This window comes from Duganella sp. 1411 (assembly GCF_017833525.1).
Lineage (GTDB): Bacteria > Pseudomonadota > Gammaproteobacteria > Burkholderiales > Burkholderiaceae_D > Rugamonas.
The window spans coordinates 575,113-593,038 of the sequence record NZ_JAFICD010000001.1; the positions used below are offsets into that span (position 1 = coordinate 575,113).

A 17,926-nucleotide genomic window follows, 5' to 3' on the forward strand; every position below is an offset into this window, starting at 1 on the left:
ACATGACAAATAAAATTGCTTGCTCGATCGCGAAGGGGACCGCGAGGATACCGCTGCGCCGCTTCGTCGCCGCGTCCGCGCTGGCGCTGGCAGGGCTGGCGGCCACGTCGGCCGGGGCCGCCAGCTACAGCTGGAACAATGTGAAGATCGTCGCCGGCGGCTACGTCGACGGCATCGTCGCCCACCCGGCGCAACAGGGCTTGTTCTACGCCCGCACCGACATCGGCGGCGCCTACCGTTACAACAGCGGCACCAGCACCTGGGTGCCGCTCAACGACTGGACCACCTCGGCCAACTGGCACCAGATGGGCATCGAGACGATCGCCGTCGATCCCCGCAACACCAACATGCTGTATATGGTTGCCGGCATGTACACCCAGAACTGGAACGGCAACGCGGCGGTGCTGGTGTCGTCCAACCAGGGTGCCAGCTTCAACTCGTATCCGCTCAGCTTCCGCACCGGCGGCAACGTCGACGGCCGCAACACCGGCGAGAAACTGCAGGTCGACCCCAACCTCGGCTCCGTGCTGGTGTACGGCACCTTCAACGATTCCGCCCAGGGCGCCACCAACGGCCTGTGGAAAAGCGTCAACAGCGGCCAGACCTGGACCCGGCTGAGCGGCTTCACGGCGCTGAGCAACGACGGCAGCGGCGCCGGCGTGGCCTTCGTCACCTTCCACCAGCCGTCGGCCAACGCCGGCAGCGCGACGCCGACGATCTTCGCCGGCGTCTCGACCGCCAGCGCCGCCTCGTCCGGCACCACGCTCTACAAGAGCACCGACGGCGGCGCCCACTGGTCGGCCGTCGCGGGCGGGCCCAGCGGCCAATACCCGAACCACGGACAAATCGGCAAGGACGGCAACCTCTACATCACCTACGGCAACGCCATCGGCCCCAACGGCATGACCTCGGGCCAGGTGTGGAAGTACAGCGTCGGCCAAAACACGTGGCAGAACATCACGCCGCCCAACCCGAACAACTACTCGTTCGGCTACGGCGGCCTGGCGGTCGACACCAAGCAGTCGGGCGCGCTGGTGGTCATGACGATGGACCGCTGGTGGCCGACCGACACCATGTTCCGCAGCACCAACGGCGGTAGCACCTGGACCGACGTCGGCGCCACGGCCACGCGCGACGCCAGCTTGTCGCCATGGGTGAAGTTCGGCGCGGCGGCGGCGGGCTTCGGCAACTGGGGACAGGTGGCGATCGATCCGTTCAACTCCGCCCACGCCTTCTACGCCACCGGCCAGACCATCTGGGCCACCAACAACCTGACGGCAGCCGACGCCGGCCAGGCCACCAACTGGGCCATCGGCGCCAACGGCGTCGAGGAAACCGCGACCCTGGCGCTGCTCTCGCCGAGCTCCGGCGCGCCATTGATCAGCGGCCTGGGCGACATCTGCGGCTTCACCCACACCAGCCTGACGGCCTCGCCGCCGGCCGGCATGGTAAGCAACCCGATCTGCGGCAACGGCACCGGTCTCGACTACGCCAAGGCGCTGCCGTCGAAGATCGTGCGGGTCGGCACCGGTTCGTCGGTGTACGGCGCCGTCTCCACCAACGGCGGCACCAGCTGGACGCCGTTCGCCAACCAGGCCGGCTCGACCAAGGGTGAAGGCACCGTGGCGATCTCGGCCGATGGCGGCACCATCGTCTGGGGACCGAAGGACGTGGCGCCGGCATACTCGACCAACAACGGCGCCAGCTGGACCTCGACCGGGCTGCCGGTCAGCCAGTCGTGGCAGATCGTCTCGGACGGCCTTAACGGCAACCTGTTCTATGCGTTTGACGCCGCCACCGGCATCTTCTACGCCAGCGCCAACAAAGGCGTGAACTGGTACACGGCCTCCTCCGGCCTGGCCCAGTGGGGCAAGGCGACGGCGGTGACCGGCAACCAGGGCGACGTGTGGATGGCCGGTTCGTCCGGCCTGTACCGCAGCACCAGCTCCGGCTCGGGCTGGAGCCAGATTTCGTCGGGCGTGGTGACGGCGGCCACCTCGGTCGGCTTCGGCAAGGCGGCCAGCGGCGCTTCCTATCCGACCATCTACCTGGCCGGAACGGTGAGCGGTGTGACGGGCTTGTTCCGCTCGACCAATAGCGGCGGCAGCTGGGTGCGTATCAACGACGACGCCCACCAATGGGGCGGCTTCAGCCTGGTGGTGGGCGATCCGAAGACGTTCGGCACCGTGTACGTGGCGCCTAACAGCGGCCGCGGCATCATCTACGGCACGTCGTCGAACTAAGCCCGTTTCATCGTCCACGGCGAGCGGCTCTTCAAATGGAGGTTTTTTCCAGGGGGCCGCTTATCCTGACTTCCAGGCCGCCGAGGCGCGTGGACGGTTCGGCGTGCAGCTCGAACCCGTGGGGCGCGGCGATGCGCCGCGTAATGGACCAACCCAGGCCACTGCCGCACGCGCCGTTTCCGGGCACCCGGAAAAATCGTTCGCCCAACCTGGGCAGGTCCGCGCTGCCCATCCCCGGACCGCTGTCGTCAATGCTCACTACGAAATGGTCACGTTCACGCCTGAGCCTCACGGCAATTCGCGCCGACTGCGGGCTGTACCGAATCGCATTGTCGATCAGATTGCGGAACATCACCGTCAGCAGCATCTCGTTGCCTCTGACCGGACATTCCGTGTCGGCGTCCAAGCCCAGCTCTTGATGTTTTAGCGCGGATTGGAGCGCCAGCTCGGTCACCACCTGCCGTAACAGTTCCCGCAAGTCCAGGCGGCGTTGATCCGCGACGCCGTTCACTTCCAGCCGCGACAGCGTGAGCAACTGCTCAACCAGGCGTGTCGCGCGATCGCAGCCGTTGATGGTGGCGTCGAGCGCGTGCCGTCGGGAAGCGGCGTCCACGGCGGCAGCGGCCACCTGCGCCTGCATGCGGATGGCGGCGATCGGCGTCCTCAGCTCATGGGCGGCATCGGCCGTGAACCGCCGCTCCGAATCGAGCAGGAGAGCGATCCGCTGGAACAGGCCGTTCATCGACAGCAGCAGCGGCTGGAGTTCCCGCGTGATCTCCGGCACGACGATGGCTTCGAGCGCGTGCGGCTGGCGCGACACCACAGCCCGGCCCAGTGCGCGGATCGGTGCCGTCCCCCGCCGCACCACCCACCAGGTCGCCGCCGCCAGCAGCGGCAACGCCACGGCCAGCGGCCACAGGCTGCTGCGCAATACCGCCCACAAGATATCCTGGCGCGACGCCAACCGCTCGGCGACGATGACTTCCATCGCCCGTGTCCGGTCCGGCGCCTTGTAGGCGCGCCAGCGCACCCCGTCCAGCATCACCGTGGTGTACGCCGCGGCGGGCGCCGCACCGGCCACCATGGGCCGCGACGGCGCGTCGGCCGATTTCAACATCAGCGCGCCAGATTGGTAGACCTGGAACATTACCCTCGAAGCATATTGCTCCCCGCTAGCGGGCGGCGGCACGATATCGTCGCCGTCGAAATCGCCGAATCTCTGGATCAACAGCAGCGACGCCGCTTGCGCGAGATGGGCGTCGAGTAGCTCATCGAGCTCGTGCCGGGCGTCGAACCAGATGGCGCCGGCGGCAACCGACCATATCAAGCCGACGACGGCCAGCACCGACCGGATCAGCTGTCCCTGCAGCGAGGGCGGATGGGGCCGCATGCTAGGGCGCCGCCCGCAACAGCATGTAGCCGACGCCGCGCACCGTCTGGATCAGCGCCGCGCCCAGTTTGCGCCGCAGATTGTGGATGTGGACCTCGATCGCGTTGCTGTCGACCTCCCTGCCCCAGCTGTACAAATATTGTTCCAGCTGCTCTCGCGAAAGCACTTTGTCGGCGTTGAGCATCAGCGCCTGCAGCAAGTCGAATTCGCGGGTTGAGAGCGGCACCGGCGCCCCGTTCTTGCGCACCAGGCGGGCGGCGACTTCGAGCTCGACATCCTGCGCCCGCAGGCATGGCTGGACCTGGCCGTGTGCGCGTCGAACCAGCGCACGCAGGCGCGCGGCCAGTTCATACAGGTCGACCGGTTTGACGACGTAGTCATCGGCGCCCAGATCGAGTCCCCGGATACGATCGGGGATGGCGTCGCGCGCGGTGAGCACCAGCACCGGCACCGTCACGCCGGCCCGCCGAATCTCATCCAGGACGCTCATGCCGTCCTTCAAGGGCAGACCAAGGTCGAGTACCGCCGCCGCGTAGGGCGGCGATACCCGCAGTTCGCGCGCGGCGGCGGCGCCGTCCAATACCCAGTCGACCTGAAAGCCAAGCTGGCGCAAGCCGGCCTGAAGGCCATCGCCCAGCAGCGTATCGTCTTCGGCAAGGAGAATGTGCATGCTTCGATTATCCCACGAATGCAAGCTTAGTCGTCATCGCCGCCGTGGCCGTCGTGCGGCGCGGCAGCGGGCGTGGCGCCAAGTGCCGGCGTCTGCGCGCTCGACCCTTGCCACCACCAGAACGCCAGGACCGCCAGCAACAGCACCAGCGCGGTGCCGGCGCGCAGGCCCTGTTGCGGGGCACCGGACGCCGCCTGTTTGCGGCCCGTGATCATCGCCTTGGCCAGATTCTCGCGGTGCATCAGGCTGGCGGCAAGCACGCCGCCAATGTGGATCAGCACCACGACCAGCATCAGGTTGGCGATCAGTTCATGGACGTCCTCCATCCATTGGCCGGTCCGCTCGGTGTATAACAACCAGCCGGAACCGGCCAAGGCGATGGCGATCGCCAACATCAGCACGATCGCGACGGCACCGGCCGGATTATGTCCGGTGAAATGTTGGGGACGTCCACTGAACATCGACCGCAGATAGCTTAGCGTCGCCCGCGGTCCCCGTACGAAGCTGGAAAACCTGGCGTAATCGGTGCCGGCAAACCCCCATACGATGCGGAAGCAGACCAGCGCCGCCATCGTGTAGCCGAGCGTGACGTGGACCTGGCGCCACGCGTCCATCTCCGCCGTCAGGTAGGCGCCGGCAAAGCAGAAGGCCATAAGCCAATGAAAAAGTCGGACGGGCAGATCCCAGACCCGAATCCGGGATGGCGCGCAACCGGGGGGCTTGCCCTCCGCTGGGCGGGCGTGCATGTGGTTCATTTGGAGCTCCTGTGTGTGGATTGGCATGGGTGCATAGTCGCCGCCCCACATTAAGGAATTCTGAGCACGGCAGTCGGGCCGGCAGAAATGCTCGATGGCTATCGTGTTCGTTTGGCCGACGAACCGGCCGTCATCTTGTCGAGATAAGCCTGCAACTGTTCGCCGATCTGCTCTTGCGCCTGGATCTTCGCGTTGGCTTGCGCCAGCAACAGCTCGAATTCACGCGACCTCGCCTTGGCCGGTTCGAGTTGCGCCTCGGCGGCCTTCAACTGTTCACCTAGCAGCTCGGCTTGCGCGATTCTGGCGACAAGCTGGCGCTCGAGATCGCCGGTATGGCGCTGCGCGGACTGAAGCTGCTCGACCTTGTGCTCCAGCTCGCGCACCTTGGTCAGTTGCTCGTAAAGCGACTGCTTGGTGTGCGACTGTTCCAGCCCCAACCGCGCTGCCTCCTGGTTGAGTTTGGCGACTTCGTTTTGCTTCTCCCTCAACGCCAGTTGCCGCTGACGCAACTCGGCCTTCATCTGCTCATTCTGCTGTGTGGCCGCGCGGCGCGCCCCGGTTTCGGTCTGGAGGGCCTCACGGGTCTTGGCGTGGTCGGCGATTTCGGCCCGCAAGCGCTGCTCCAGCGTCTCGGCCGATTCCCGCGCGGCGCGCAAGTGAGCTTCGATTTGCTGATGCGCTTGCAGATGGGCCTGCTCCTTGCGGCTGAACTCCAGCGCGGCCTGCTCGACGCGGGCGTCGGCTTCTTCCACCAGTCGTGCCGCCAGACGTTCCACCAAATCCTGCAGCGCCGCGCTGATGGATGACTTGTCGCTGGCGCCGCTACCCTCCTCTTCCTCCAGCTCCCGGAGATACTTATGGATGGTGGTCTTGGACCCTGTATTGCCCAGCGCCACGCGCACAGCGTCCACGGAAGGGTAAAGTGACTGCGCAACAAGGCTGTCGCGCGCCTTTTTTACGTCCGATTTAAACAATCCGGTTCTCGCCATGCTTCCTCCGATGGATTTCATACTATTACATACCACGTAATTATGTACTATTTCCTGCCGAAGTAAAACATGTTGCGGCGGGTTTTTACCTTGGACGGGTCCCCGGCTTGAATTCGAGTACGGAAAACGCGGTGGAAGTCGGGATCACGCGCAACATCGTCAACCCGGCCTCTCCGCCGAGCCCGCGCAACTCCTCCACCGTCCGCAACCGTCCACCGTGGCTGCAGGCCAGCAGCAGCAAGTCGCGGAACGCGTCCTCCGCCGCATAATCGGCATCGGCGATGACGCCCTCGATGACGATCAGCCGGGCATCCTCTTCCATCGCCACCCGGATGTTGCGCAGGATGCGTACGCAATGTTCGTCGTCCCAATTGTTCAGCACCTTGCTGAGGATGTACAACCCGGCCCCCGCAGGCACCGTTTTCAACATGTCGCCGGCCGCCACGGCGTAGCGGCCTTGCAAGCCGTGCTCGGCCAGGTAGCGCACCGCGCGCTCCGTCGTCGCCTGCATGTCGTACAGCGTGCCGCTGGCGTTCGGGTAGCGCGCCAATATGCCCGCTAGCACGTGGCCGATGCCGCCGCCGACATCGATCAACGTGGCATAGGACGAAAAATCATACGCCTCCAGCAGCGCCGGCAGACCCAGTCCGGAGTACACGGCCATCGCGCCGTCCATCAAGCGCGCGCGTTCCGGATACTGGTTGTACCAGCCCGTGCGTGGGTTCTGGGGCAGCGTCGGTTGGCCCGATTGGACACAGGTGCTGAGCTTTGCCAGCGGCAACAGCACGCTGTCGTCGAGCAGGTAGCGCGCCAACGGCAGCATCGACCGAGGCCCCGGCAACAGCGTGGCGCCGAACGGCGTGACGCGGTAGCGCTCGCCTTCCCGGCGCAGCACGCCCAGCGCCGCCAGCGACGTAAGCAGCCGCCCCAGCGCGCCCGCGTCGACGCCGAGGCGGGTGGCCAACGCCGGCGTGCCGGCGTGCTTGCCCTCCTCCAGTATCGGTAGCATCTCCAGCGCCAGGGCGGCCTTGACGGCCAGCGGGAAGATCATCGACCCCAGCGCCTTCATCATGGCCGCCTCGGGCGACGGAATGGCGGCGCGCTCGTCGTCGGGGTTATGCTTATCCATGCGTGCGGTCTCCATTCTGTGGCAGGTAGGCGGCCAGGCTTGCGGCCAGTACGTTCACATGCGGCGGCCGCATCATGGTGACGTGGTCGCCCGGCACGGCGACCACCTCCACCGGCTGTGCCGCGTATTGCTGCCAACCGAGATCGGCGGCGCGCGATTTCTTCGCGCCGACCGGCATCGCGTACTGCGCTCGCAGCAGCAACACCTTGCCCGCGTAGACCTGTGGCCGGTAATCCAGCGCGATGCGGTTATGTAGCAGCATGGTGTCGAGGTAGCCGCGAAACTGCCGCACATCCGTCCCCTCGGGGATCAGTTGATGGGCTTTGAACAGCGAGAAAAACTGTGTGGTGCGCTGCTGGTCGTCGGCGTCGCGCAGCGTGGCTTCCGACAGCTCGAAATCCCGCCCCGCGAACATCGCCGCCTTTTGCGCGAACAGCAGCAGGCGCTGGATGTCGTCCATCGCTTGTTCGCTGTGCTGTCCCGGTGCCGGCTGATCGAGGATGATGACGGTGGGCGCGATGCCGCGCTCGCGCCGGTAAATCTGCGCCATCTCAAACGCCACCAACGCGCCCATCGACCAGCCTCCAAGCACCGGCGCGCCGGAGCCGAATGCCGTGAACGCGGCGTCGGCGTAGACGCGCGCCAGCCCGGCGATCGAGGCCTCACCCCGCGCCGTCGTCGCTTGCGCGGCGATGAGGGGGAAGTCCGACCCCAGCGCGCGTGACAGCGGCATGTAGCACAACACGTCGCCGCCGGCCGGGTGGCACAGCAGCAGCGGCGTGCGGGTCCCCAGCGGCTGGATCGTCACCAGCGGCGTTTGCGCAATCGGTGCGCCGCTCGCGCGCAGCAGCGCCGCCATCTGCTCCACGCTGCCATGCGTGAACAGGTTGGCCAGCGGCAGCCGCACGCCCCAGGCGTCATAGACCCTGGCCATCAACTGCACCGCAAGCAGCGAGTGGCCGCCCACGTCGAAGAAGTTGTCCTGCACGCCGATGGCCTCGACGCCGGTCAGCTCGCGCCAGATCCGCAACAGCGCCGCTTCGCAGTCGTCGCGTGGCGGGCGCGCCGCCACCGTCCGCGATGAAGGCGACGGCGCCATTAAGCGCGCGTAGTCGATTTTGCCGTTTGCCGTCAGCGGTATCTGGTCCAGCACCACGATGGTGGCGGGTACCATCTGCGGCGGCAGGCGTTGGGCGACAAAGGTTTTGATGTCGGCCGGCGTCGCCTCGGTTCCGGCACGGAGGTGGACAAAAGCCGCCAGTTGGCCGCTCGCGTCGTCCGCCACCGGCGCCCGCGCCACCGCCTGGGCCACGGCCGGATGTGCGGTCAGCGCCGCCTCGATCTCGCCCGGCTCGATGCGGAAGCCGCGCAGCTTGATCTGGCCGTCGCGCCGGCCGATGAATTCGAGCGTGCCATCGGCGCGGTACTTGCCGATATCGCCGCTGCGGTACAACCGGTCGCCGGGCACGAAGGGATTGGGGATGAAGCGCTGCGCCGTCAGCTCCGGCCGATTCCAATAGCCGCGCGCGACGTTGTTGCCGCCGATGTAGATCTCGCCTTCGACCCCGGTCGCCACCGGCTCCAGCGCCGCGTCCAGCAAATAAATACGCGTGCCGGCCAGCGGAAAGCCCAGCGGCAGCTGGCGTCCGGCCAGGGCGGACATGGGCGGCACCGGGTAGGTCATCACGCCGATCGTCGTTTCGGTGGGGCCGTAGTGGCCCAGCAGCGCGCAATCCGGCGCCAGCGCGCGCACCTGCTCCACCAGCTCGACGGGGCACGCCTCTCCGCCCAGCACCAGGCAGCGTTGCGGCAGCACGTGCGCGGCGTCCCTGGCCGACAGCAGCGCAAGCAGATGCGATGGCACGATCTTCAACGCCTGCACCGGCGTGGCGGCGAAAAAGGCCGCCAGTCCAACCGCGTCGGTGGCCAGCGCGGCGTCCACCACGACCACGCTGGCGCCGTTGAGCAAGGCCGGGAAGATCATCGTGTTGCCCAGATCGGCCGCGAACGACGACACCGTCGCGCAGCGGTCGCCCGCCGCCAGTCCCATTTGGGGCCAGACGGCGTCGCAGTAGCTGAGCAGATGGCGGTGCTCGACAGCCACGCCCTTCGGCGCGCCGCTGGTGCCGGAGGTATACATCAGATAGGCCAGGCTGTCGGCCGGGACCTGTACGTCGAGATTGTCGGCGGCGTGGCGGGACAGTTCCGCGTCCGCCTGGTCGAGGTACACGGCCCGCGGCGTTAGCTCCAGGGCGTCCACCAGGTCGCGCTGCCGTGATTCGGTGACCAGGATGGTGGCGCCGGCGTCCGCCAGCACGGCGGCCAGCTTCCTGGCTGGATAATCATGATCGAGCGCCAGATAGCCGGCGCCGGCCTTCATGACGGCCAGCATGGACACCACCGCGTTCGGGCCGCGTTCCAGCAACAGCGCCACCGGCCGATCCGGCGCCGCGCCCAGCGCGCGCAGATGGCGCGCCAGACGATTGGCCCTGGCGTTCAACTCCGCATAGGTCAGGCGCTCGTCGCCGCCTTCGACGGCTACGCGGCCGGCGTCGAGCAGCGTCCGCGCCTCGAAGCGTCGGTGCACGCTGTCGCGCGGCGGCGCGCACTGCGGCGCGTGGCGGACCTCGTCGTCAAAATAGCGCAGCCGGCCGATGGCCGCATCCGGCGCGGCAACCATGTTCTCCAGCGTGGTGCGGTAGTGCCCCAGCATGCGCGCGATGGTGGCGGCGTCGAACAGCGCGCTGGCGTAATACAGCGTGAACACCAGTTGGCCGTTGACCTCCTCACTCCACAGATTGAGGTCGAATTTGGTGGTCTGGTAATCGATCTTCAGCAATTCGAGCGTCATGCCCGGCACCTCGTACAGCGACGGCACGTTCTGGTGCACATACATGACCTGGAACAGCGGGTGTGCCTGCAGGTTGCGCTGCGGCCGCAGCTCGCCGATCAGCTTCTCGAACGGCAGCTCCTGGTGCCGCAACGCCGCCAGCGTGGTGGCCTGGACCTGGCCCAGGAACGCCCGGACGCTGTCGTCGCCGTCGGCCCGCACGCGGATCGCCAGTGTGTTGATAAACAATCCCATGACGCCCTGCGTCTCGGCGCGGTCGCGGTTGGCCGTAGAGGTGCCGATGACCAGATCGTCCTGGCCCGTGTAGCGGTACAACAGCAGCAGCCAGGCACCCATCAGCACATGGAACAGGCCAAGCCGCTGCTGCCGGGCGAAGCGCCGCAACGCCTCGCTCAAGCCATCCGGCAGCGTGACCGAGTGCAGCGCGCCTTCGTGCCTTGGCGCCGTTCCGCGCGGACGGTCGGTCGGCAGCGCTAGCGGCGGCGCTTCCGGCAGCAGCCGCTCCCGCCAGTAGGCCAGTTGCCCAGCGTAGGACGGGCCGCGCAGCCAGTCCTGCTCCCACTGCACGTGGTCGATGTACTGGAATGGCGGCAACGCCGGCATGGCGCCGCCCTGCTCGAGCGCGTCGTAGATGGCCGACAGCTCGCGCGCGAACAAGGCGTTCGACCAGCCGTCGGAGACGATATGGTGCGTCGTCACCAGCAGCATGTATTCAAGATCGTCCAGTTGCAGGATGCGCAAGGCAAGCAACGGTCCGTTTTGCAGATCGAAGGCCTGGCGGCCCTCCTCGGCGGCGATGCGCAGCGCTGCGGCCTCGCGCTCCGCCGGCGCCAGCGCGCGCAGGTCCTGCCACGCGCGGCGCGGTGTCAGCTCGGCGTGGACGCGTTGAAAAGGCCGCCCGCCGATGTCGTGGAACGTCGTGCGCAGGATGTCGTGGCGGCGCGCGACCTCCTCGACGCCGCCAAACATCCGGTCGCGGTCCAGCGGGCGCCGGCAGCGCACCCGCATCGCGCCGGGGTTGTTGGCGGCGCGCGATTCCGGATTGAGCTGGCACAGAAACCACATCCGTTCCTGCGCGCTCGATAGCGGATACTCGCCGTTGACGTTGCGTGGCATCGTCGCCGGCGCCTTGGGCTTGGTGCCGGGCCGCTCCAGCCGCCGCACCAGCGTTTTGATCTGATCGCTCGACAGGCGCGCCAGCCGTTGTTCGAGTTCTGTGCTCATCGTTTGGCTTCCCGGTTAGTCATAACGCAGCACCAGCTTGCCCATGTGGGTGCCGCGCGACATCGCCGTCAGCGCCTGTCCCAGCTCGGCCACCGGCCAGGCCCGCCACTCGACCGGCGAAAAGTCACCCCGGTCCAGGTGTCCGGCGATCTCCCGCAGCAGTTGGTTCAGGCGGCGCGGCCGCGCCACGAACAACGCCAGGTCGATGGCGGCAAAGGTCAGGCCCTTCTTGAACGGTGCCAGCGGCATCGGCGCGTCGTTGAACACGGCCTGCTTCTCGATCTGCAGGAAGCGGCCGAACCAGCCCAGGCAATCGAGTCCCGCCGCCAGCGCGGCGCCGGGCAGCGTGTTGAGGACCACGTCCACGCCCTCGCCGCCGGTACGCTCGGCGATCTGGCCGGCGAACGCCAGCGAGCGCGAATCCATCGGCGCCTCGATCCCCATCGCCTCCAGCCGGCGGCGTTTTTCCTCGCTGCCGGCGGTGGCGAGGATGCGCGCGCCCAGCCAGCGCGCGACCTGGATCGCCGCCATGCCGACGCCGCCGGTGGCCGAGTGGATCAGCACCCGCTCGCCCGCCTGCAGCCGCGCCACCTCGTGCAGCGCGTGGTAGCTGGTCAGGAACACCGTCGGTACGCCGGCCGCCGCCTCGAAGCTAAGATTGGAGGGAATGGGCGCCGCCTGCAGCGCCGAGACGTTTTGCAGCGACGCCAGGTGCATGCCGTCGACGATGCGGCCGTCGCGGTCGAAGTGGCCGGCCGACAGCGCCATGACGCGGTCGCCGGGCGCGAACCCGGTGACGCCCTCGCCGACGGCGGCCACCTCGCCGGCGTAGTCCGAGCCCATCACCGACGGTACGCCCGGCGTCGGCGGATAGCTGCCCATGGCGATCATCAGGTCGCGAAAATTAAGGCTCAATGCCCGCACCCGGATCTGGATCTGGCCCGGTCCCGGCGCCGTGCCGGCCCAGGGCACGAAGCGGATGCCGGCAAAATTGCCAGGCGCCGCCAGCGCGCAGTGGAAGTTGGCGCCCGGCGGCGGCCCGCCCGCTTCGGCGACCGGCGCGCGGGCGCGCGCCAGCCGGTTGGCGAGCAGCGCGCGCTGTTCCGGCGACAAGCTGGCGAGCGGTCCCGGTGGCGACCCCACGCTCACGCCTCCAGCCCCGCGAGCAGGCCTTCCAGCGTACCCTCGTCGGTCAGCGACAGCAGCGCCGCGACGATGGCGTCGGCCAAGCCGCGCACCGTCGGATTTTGATAGAAGACGGCGATCGGCAGGTCGATCTGGAAGGACTGCGCGGTGTGGGCCACCGTCTGCACGGCCAGCAGCGAATTGCCGCCCAATTCGTTGAAGTTGTCGTTCACGCCTATCGGTCCTATGCCCAGCACTCCGCTCCATATCTCGCAGACCGCCTGCTCGATGTCATTGGTCGCGGCCACGTAGGGCGTCGACAACGGCGGCCGCGCGTGGGTGGCGGGGGCGTCCTGCCGCTCCGCCTCGGCCTTGGCGCCGCCGGCGACCGGCTTGCCCTCCTCGATCAGCGCCTCCAGGTTGCTGCTGCAAACGATCACCTGCGGCAGATGGCGCGCGGCCAGTATGCGCTCGAGCGCGTCGCGCCCTTCCTGCGGCAGGATGTCCTTGCTGTCGGCCGCCGGCGCGGGCGCCGGTGTAAGCGCCGCCGGGCGTGACGCGCCGGCCGGCGCCGCAGCCGATGCGTTCTTCAGCGTGTAGCGCTCCAGCTGCGCCAGTAATTGACCGTCGCCGTCGTACAGCGCCACGTCCAGCGTCAGCGTGGCGTCGCCCGGCTGGTAGGCGTCGTGCAGGCGGATGTGGCTCCACACCTTCGCTGGCAGCGGGCGATACAGGCTGACGCGCTTGTAGGCCATCGGCAGGTATAGCTGGTCGGTCAGCCGGTGCACCGCCCCCGCCAGCGCGACGTCGGCCAGCGCCGGGTGGAACGGATGCGCGTCCACCTCGTCGGCGTAGCGCGCCGGCACGCTCAACGACGCCAGCCATTCGTCGGGGCCGACATGGGTCTCGCGCAGCGCGTCCCAGCGCTCGCCCAAGGTCAGCGCCGGCGTGCCGTCGGCGCGCTCGATGGATCGCGCCCAGCCGCGCTGGTCGACCTCGTCGGCGCAGCGCTGCCGCAGCTGCGATAGTTGGACCGCCTCCGCGCCGTTGCCGACGGCGCCGCCCAGCCGGATCTCGCCCATGAAGTGGTCCTGCCACGGGCCGTCCTCGGCGCCGGCCTGGCTTTTGAAGACGAAGGCCAGGGCGTCATTGCGCGGCGCCAGCAGCAGGCGCACCCGGCGCGGCGCGCCCGGCTCGAAGGCCAACGGCGCCATGAAGTACAGGTTCTCCAGCACCGGCCCGTCGGCGTCGCCCTGTTCCCGTGCATAGCGGTAGAGCAGCTCCAGGAAGCCGGTTCCCACCAGCGTCGGCATGCCGAACACCTTGTGCTGGTTAATCACCCAGTCCTGCTCGGGGTCGAGCAGCACGTCGTACACCTGCTGGCCGTCCTGCTGCGCGGCCAATTGCAGCCAGGAGCCGCCCGGTTGGCGCGCCGCCACGCGCTTGGGCGACCGCGCCGCCTTGCCGTCGCTCCAGCGCGCAGCCATGCCGAAGCCGGTCCAGGCGCCCCAGTTGACGGCGGTGATCCTGCCGGGCTGGCGCTGGTTGCGGTAGTGCGCCAGCGCGTCCATGAAGTTGTTGGCGGCGCAGTAGTCTACCCGTCCGGCCTCGCCCAGCACCGAGGTGATCGACGAGAACAGCAGCATGAAGTCGAGCGGACGCCGGGCGAACAGGCGGTCCAGCACCAGCGTGCCCTCGACCTTGGCGCGCAGCACCGGCGCGGCCATCTCCCCGGTCTTGAGCGAGATGACGCCGCCGCCGGCGATGCCGGCCGAGTGGATCACGCCGTGGATGGCGCCATAGCGGTCTTCGACCTTATCCACCAGCGCCGCCATGGCGTCGGCGTCGGCGCAGTCGCAGCCGGCCAATACCAGATTCGCGCCCTGGCGCTCCAGCGCCGCCAGCCCGCGCAGCTTGACCGAGGTCGGGTCGTCATCGGCATGGCGCTCAAGCCAGTCGTCCCAGTCGGCCCGCTCCGGCAACGCGCCGCGTCCCGTCAGCACCAGCGTGACGCGTTCGGCCCCGCGGAAGATCTCGCCGGCGAAAAACAGCCCCAGGCCGCTGACGCCACCGGTGATGAGATACACGCCGCCCTCGCGCAGCCGCGTGCGCAAGCCATCGGCGGCGGGCGGCAGCGGCAGCGGGTCGAAGGCCTCCGTCCAGCGATGCGCGCCCCGGAAGGCGACCAGCGTATCGTCGTTGGCCAGCCGCGCCTCGGCGATCAGCTGCGCCGCCAGCGCCGGCACCTCGCCGGCCGACGTGGGCAGACGCAGGTCGACGAAGCGCGCGCGCACCGCCGGCAGCTCCTTGCCGACCACGCGGCACGGGCCGATCGCCAGCGCCTTGAGCGGGTGGCTGACCGCCTCGCCGGCGATGTCGAACACGCCGTTGGCGGCCACGATCAGGTGCAGGCCGCCCAGGATCGCATGGCTGGCGCAGGCCTGCTGCAAGTACAGCGGGCTGTAAAACGCCAGCGCGGTGGCGTCGGCCGGCTCGGACCAGGCGTCGGCCCGGCTGTCGGCACCCACGTTCCACAAATGCAGGATGCGCCCGGGCGTCATGGCGTCGGCCTTGAGCGCGCCGATCAGCCGCGTGTAATCGTCGGGCGACTGCGCCCGCACGGTGAAGTGGCGGGCGTCGGCGCGCTGGAACTCGGCGCCCTGGCGCACCATGACCACCGTCTCGCCGGCCTGCTCGAGCGTGGCGGCGATGGCCTCGGCCAGCCCGGCCTGGTCGTCGAACAGCAGCCAGTTGCCGGGCGCCTCCGATGCGGACGACGCCAGCAAAGCCGGCGCCAGCGTGCGCCGCCACGACGGCACCGAGAACCAGCGGCCGACGTCGGCCTGCTTGCCGTCGTCGATCGCCGCCGCCGGCTCGCGGTTCCTGGACAGGTCGAGGGCGTAGCGCTGGCGCTCGAACGGATAGCCGGGCAGTGGCACCCGCGCCGGCTCGGCGTCGCCGTACCAGGTCGCCCAGGAGACGGCGCGGCCCAGGGTCCACAGCGTGCCGACGGCGTTGTTCAGATACGCGCGGTCGGAGCCGTTCTCGTTGGCGGCGCGCATCGAGCGCAGCGCCGCGTGGCCGTCGTTGGGCGTCAGGCACGGCTTGATCGCCGACAGCAGCGATTGTCCGGGGCCGCATTCGAGGAAGATGGTCGGCACGCCGCCGTCGATGCGGGTGCGCAGCGCGTCGGCGAAGCGCACCGTGCGCCGCACGTGGCGCACCCAGTAATCCGGGTCGGTGGCCTCTTCCGCCGTCAGCGCCACGCCGGTCACCGTCGAGATAATCGGCAGCGTGGGCGCGCGCAGCGTCAGCCCGGCGACGGTTTCGGCGAAGGCCGGCAAGGCCGCGTCCATCATCGACGAGTGGAAGGCGTGCGAGGTGTCGAGCCGTTTGGCGTAGACCTTGTCCGCCGCCAGCCGCGCCTCCAGTTGCGCCAGCGCCGCCGCCGGCCCGGCCACCACCGTCAGCTGCGGACCGTTGACGGCGGCCACCGACAACTCCGGCGTCAGCAACGCCAATACATCCGGCTCGGGCGCCAGCACGGCCAGCATCGCGCCGCCGGGCAGCGCCTGGATCAACTGGCCACGGCGGGCCACGGCGCGCAGCGCGTCCTCCAGCGAGAACACGCCGGCCAGGCAGGCGGCCACGTACTCGCCCACGCTATGGCCGATCAGCACATCGGGCGCGATGCCCTGCTCCATCCACCATTGGGCCATGGCGTAGCTGGTCACGAAGATGGCCGGCTGGGTGAACTCGGTGCGGTTCAGCGTCGCGGCGGCGGCGCGCGCGTAGTCGCCGCGCGCATACATGATGTCGCGCAGGTCCACCTTCAGCAATGGCGCCAGCAGGTCGCAGCAGCGGTCGACCTCCGCGCGGAACACCGGCTCGCTCTGGTACAGCTCCAGCCCCATGCCGGGGAACTGGTTGCCCTGGCCGGGGAACACGAACGCCAGCGGCCGCGCGGCGCCGTCGCACGCGGTCTGCGGGCCCGGTTGCGCCAGCGCCGCCAGCAGGTCGTCGCGGCCGCTGAACGCGAGCGCGCGGCGCTGGCCGAAGTGGCGCCGGCCCACCTGGCAGGTGTAGGCCGCGTCATGGACGTTGATCTCCGGATGGCGCTCCAGGTGCGACCGCAGGCGCCCGGTGGCCGCGTCCAGCGCGGCCGGCGTGCGCGCCGACAGCAACAGCACGTTGTCCGGCCGGCGCCCGGCCGAGGCCCGCCGAACCGGCGGCTCCTGCAGGATGGCGCAGGCGTTGGTGCCGCCCACGCCGAAGGAGTTGATCAGCGCGCGCAGCGGGCCGGCGTCGCGCGCCAGCGCCAGGCGCGCCGTGTTGACGAAGAACGGACTGGCGCCGAAATCGATCTTCGGGTTCGGCGTGGCGTAGTTGAGCGAGGCCGGCAAGGTGCGGTGCTTGAGCGCAAGCGCCACCTTGATCAGGCTCGCGGCGCCGGAGGCGACGTCGGTGTGGCCGATGTTGCCCTTGACGGAACCGAGCGCGCAATACTGCCGCTCGCCCGTGTAGCCGCGGAAGGCCTGCGACAACGAGGCCACCTCGATCGGGTCGCCCATCGCCGTGGCGGTGCCGTGCGCCTCGACAAAGCTCAGCGTGCGCGCCGACACGCCGGCCCGCTCCATCGCCTCGATCGCCACCTCGACCTGGCCGTTGACGCTGGGCGCGGTGAAGCCGACCTTGTCGTTGCCGTCGTTGTTGACGGCGCCGTCGAGGATCACCGCGTACACGTGGTCGCGGTCGCGCTGGGCGTCGTCCAGGCGCTTGAGCAGCAGCACGCCGGCGCCGCGGCTGAACACCGTGCCGTGGGCGGCGGCGTCGAACGGCCGGCAATGGCCGTCGGGCGACTCCATGCCGCCGTCCTGGTACAGATAGCCCTTGTGCTCGGGCGTTTCGACCGTCACGCCGCCCACCAGCGCCATGTCGCACTGGTGCGCCAGCAGGCTGTTCATGCCCAGCATGGTCGCCACCAGCGAGGTCGAACAGGCGCTCTGCACGTTCACACTGGGGCCGGTGAGATTGAGCTTGTACGACACGCGCGTGGTCAGGTAATCCTTGTCGTTGCTGGTGACCACCGCCGCCGGACTGGAGTATTTTTTGACGTCGGGATGGCGGTCGGTCTCGCCCAGGTGCCAGTTGGTGCCGTTGCCGCCGAAGACGGCGATGCGCTCCTTGGCCTGCTGCGGATCGTAGCCGGCGTCCTCCAGCGCGTGCCACGCGCACTCGAGGAACACGCGGTGCTGGGGATCGAGCAGCTCGGCCTCGCGCGGGGTGAAGCCGAAGAAGGCGGCGTCGAACTGGTCGGCGCCGTCGATGATGCCGCGCGACCTGACGTAATGCGGCGAGCGCACCAGCTCGGGCGCCACGCCGGCCGCCAGCAGCTGCTCGTCGGTGAAGGTGGTCAGCGACTCGACGCCGTCGAGCAGATTGCGCCAGTATTGCTCGGTGTCGGCCGCGCCCGGGAGACGGCAAGCCATGCCGATGATGGCGATATGGTTGGCTGGATTGGTGCGTTCGGTCGTGGTCATGTTGGTCACC

Annotated in this window: 9 protein-coding genes; 1 reads left to right on the forward strand and 8 read right to left on the reverse strand. The window is 68.8% G+C overall.

Annotation, left to right across the window (positions count from 1 at the left end; all coding sequences use genetic code 11):
* Positions 1 to 2 precede the first annotated feature (2 nt).
* Entirely contained in the window at positions 3 to 2,243 is a 2,241-nt protein-coding gene (locus JOD97_RS02270; RefSeq protein WP_209712998.1) for a hypothetical protein, read from the forward strand.
* 31 nt (positions 2,244 to 2,274) lie between these two features.
* Here JOD97_RS02270 and JOD97_RS02275 read toward each other — a convergent pair whose 3' ends face one another.
* The 8 genes from JOD97_RS02275 to JOD97_RS02310 all read right to left on the reverse strand — a co-directional run bounded on the left by JOD97_RS02275 (position 2,275) and on the right by JOD97_RS02310 (position 17,916).
* The gene (locus tag JOD97_RS02275) at positions 2,275 to 3,633 is read right to left on the reverse strand and encodes an ATP-binding protein (RefSeq protein WP_209712999.1); all 1,359 of its coding nucleotides are present in this window, start codon (positions 3,631 to 3,633) and stop codon (positions 2,275 to 2,277) included.
* A gap of 1 nt (position 3,634) precedes the next feature.
* A complete protein-coding gene (locus JOD97_RS02280; protein ID WP_209713000.1) occupies positions 3,635 to 4,303 on the reverse strand; it encodes a winged helix-turn-helix domain-containing protein in 669 nt (222 codons plus the stop codon).
* A gap of 26 nt (positions 4,304 to 4,329) precedes the next feature.
* The gene (locus tag JOD97_RS02285) at positions 4,330 to 5,058 is read right to left on the reverse strand and encodes a cytochrome b/b6 domain-containing protein (protein WP_373999771.1); all 729 of its coding nucleotides are present in this window, start codon (positions 5,056 to 5,058) and stop codon (positions 4,330 to 4,332) included.
* Between the two features lie 98 nt (positions 5,059 to 5,156).
* Entirely contained in the window at positions 5,157 to 6,047 is an 891-nt protein-coding gene (locus JOD97_RS02290; RefSeq protein WP_209713001.1) for a DNA-binding protein, read from the reverse strand.
* A gap of 85 nt (positions 6,048 to 6,132) precedes the next feature.
* Positions 6,133 to 7,176 (reverse strand): methyltransferase, encoded by a 1,044-nt coding sequence (locus JOD97_RS02295; protein WP_209713002.1) that lies wholly within the window; start codon positions 7,174 to 7,176, stop codon positions 6,133 to 6,135.
* Positions 7,169 to 11,251, reverse strand: a complete 4,083-nt coding sequence (locus tag JOD97_RS02300; RefSeq protein ID WP_209713003.1) for a non-ribosomal peptide synthetase — start codon at positions 11,249 to 11,251, stop codon at positions 7,169 to 7,171. Before JOD97_RS02300 ends, JOD97_RS02295 begins: the two co-directional genes overlap by 8 nt.
* A gap of 15 nt (positions 11,252 to 11,266) precedes the next feature.
* Positions 11,267 to 12,394, reverse strand: a complete 1,128-nt coding sequence (locus JOD97_RS02305; protein ID WP_209713004.1) for a zinc-binding dehydrogenase — start codon at positions 12,392 to 12,394, stop codon at positions 11,267 to 11,269.
* Between the two features lie 2 nt (positions 12,395 to 12,396).
* Positions 12,397 to 17,916 carry a type I polyketide synthase gene (locus JOD97_RS02310; protein ID WP_209713005.1) on the reverse strand — a complete coding sequence of 1,840 codons (5,520 nt, stop codon included), beginning with the start codon at positions 17,914 to 17,916 and terminating at the stop codon, positions 12,397 to 12,399.
* Positions 17,917 to 17,926 lie beyond the last annotated feature (10 nt).

What these genes read in the sequence shown, in the direction of transcription:
- JOD97_RS02275 (WP_209712999.1), bottom strand. Translation starts at nt 3,633, where the DNA reads ATGCGGCCCCATCCGCCCTCGCTGCAGGGACAGCTGATCCGGTCGGTG.
- JOD97_RS02285 (WP_373999771.1), bottom strand. Translation starts at nt 5,058, where the DNA reads ATGAACCACATGCACGCCCGCCCAGCGGAGGGCAAGCCCCCCGGTTGC.
- JOD97_RS02280 (WP_209713000.1), bottom strand. Translation starts at nt 4,303, where the DNA reads ATGCACATTCTCCTTGCCGAAGACGATACGCTGCTGGGCGATGGCCTT.
- JOD97_RS02300 (WP_209713003.1), bottom strand. Translation starts at nt 11,251, where the DNA reads ATGAGCACAGAACTCGAACAACGGCTGGCGCGCCTGTCGAGCGATCAG.
- JOD97_RS02290 (WP_209713001.1), bottom strand. Translation starts at nt 6,047, where the DNA reads ATGGCGAGAACCGGATTGTTTAAATCGGACGTAAAAAAGGCGCGCGAC.
- JOD97_RS02295 (WP_209713002.1), bottom strand. Translation starts at nt 7,176, where the DNA reads ATGGATAAGCATAACCCCGACGACGAGCGCGCCGCCATTCCGTCGCCC.
- JOD97_RS02310 (WP_209713005.1), bottom strand. Translation starts at nt 17,916, where the DNA reads ATGACCACGACCGAACGCACCAATCCAGCCAACCATATCGCCATCATC.
- JOD97_RS02270 (WP_209712998.1), top strand. Translation starts at nt 3, where the DNA reads ATGACAAATAAAATTGCTTGCTCGATCGCGAAGGGGACCGCGAGGATA.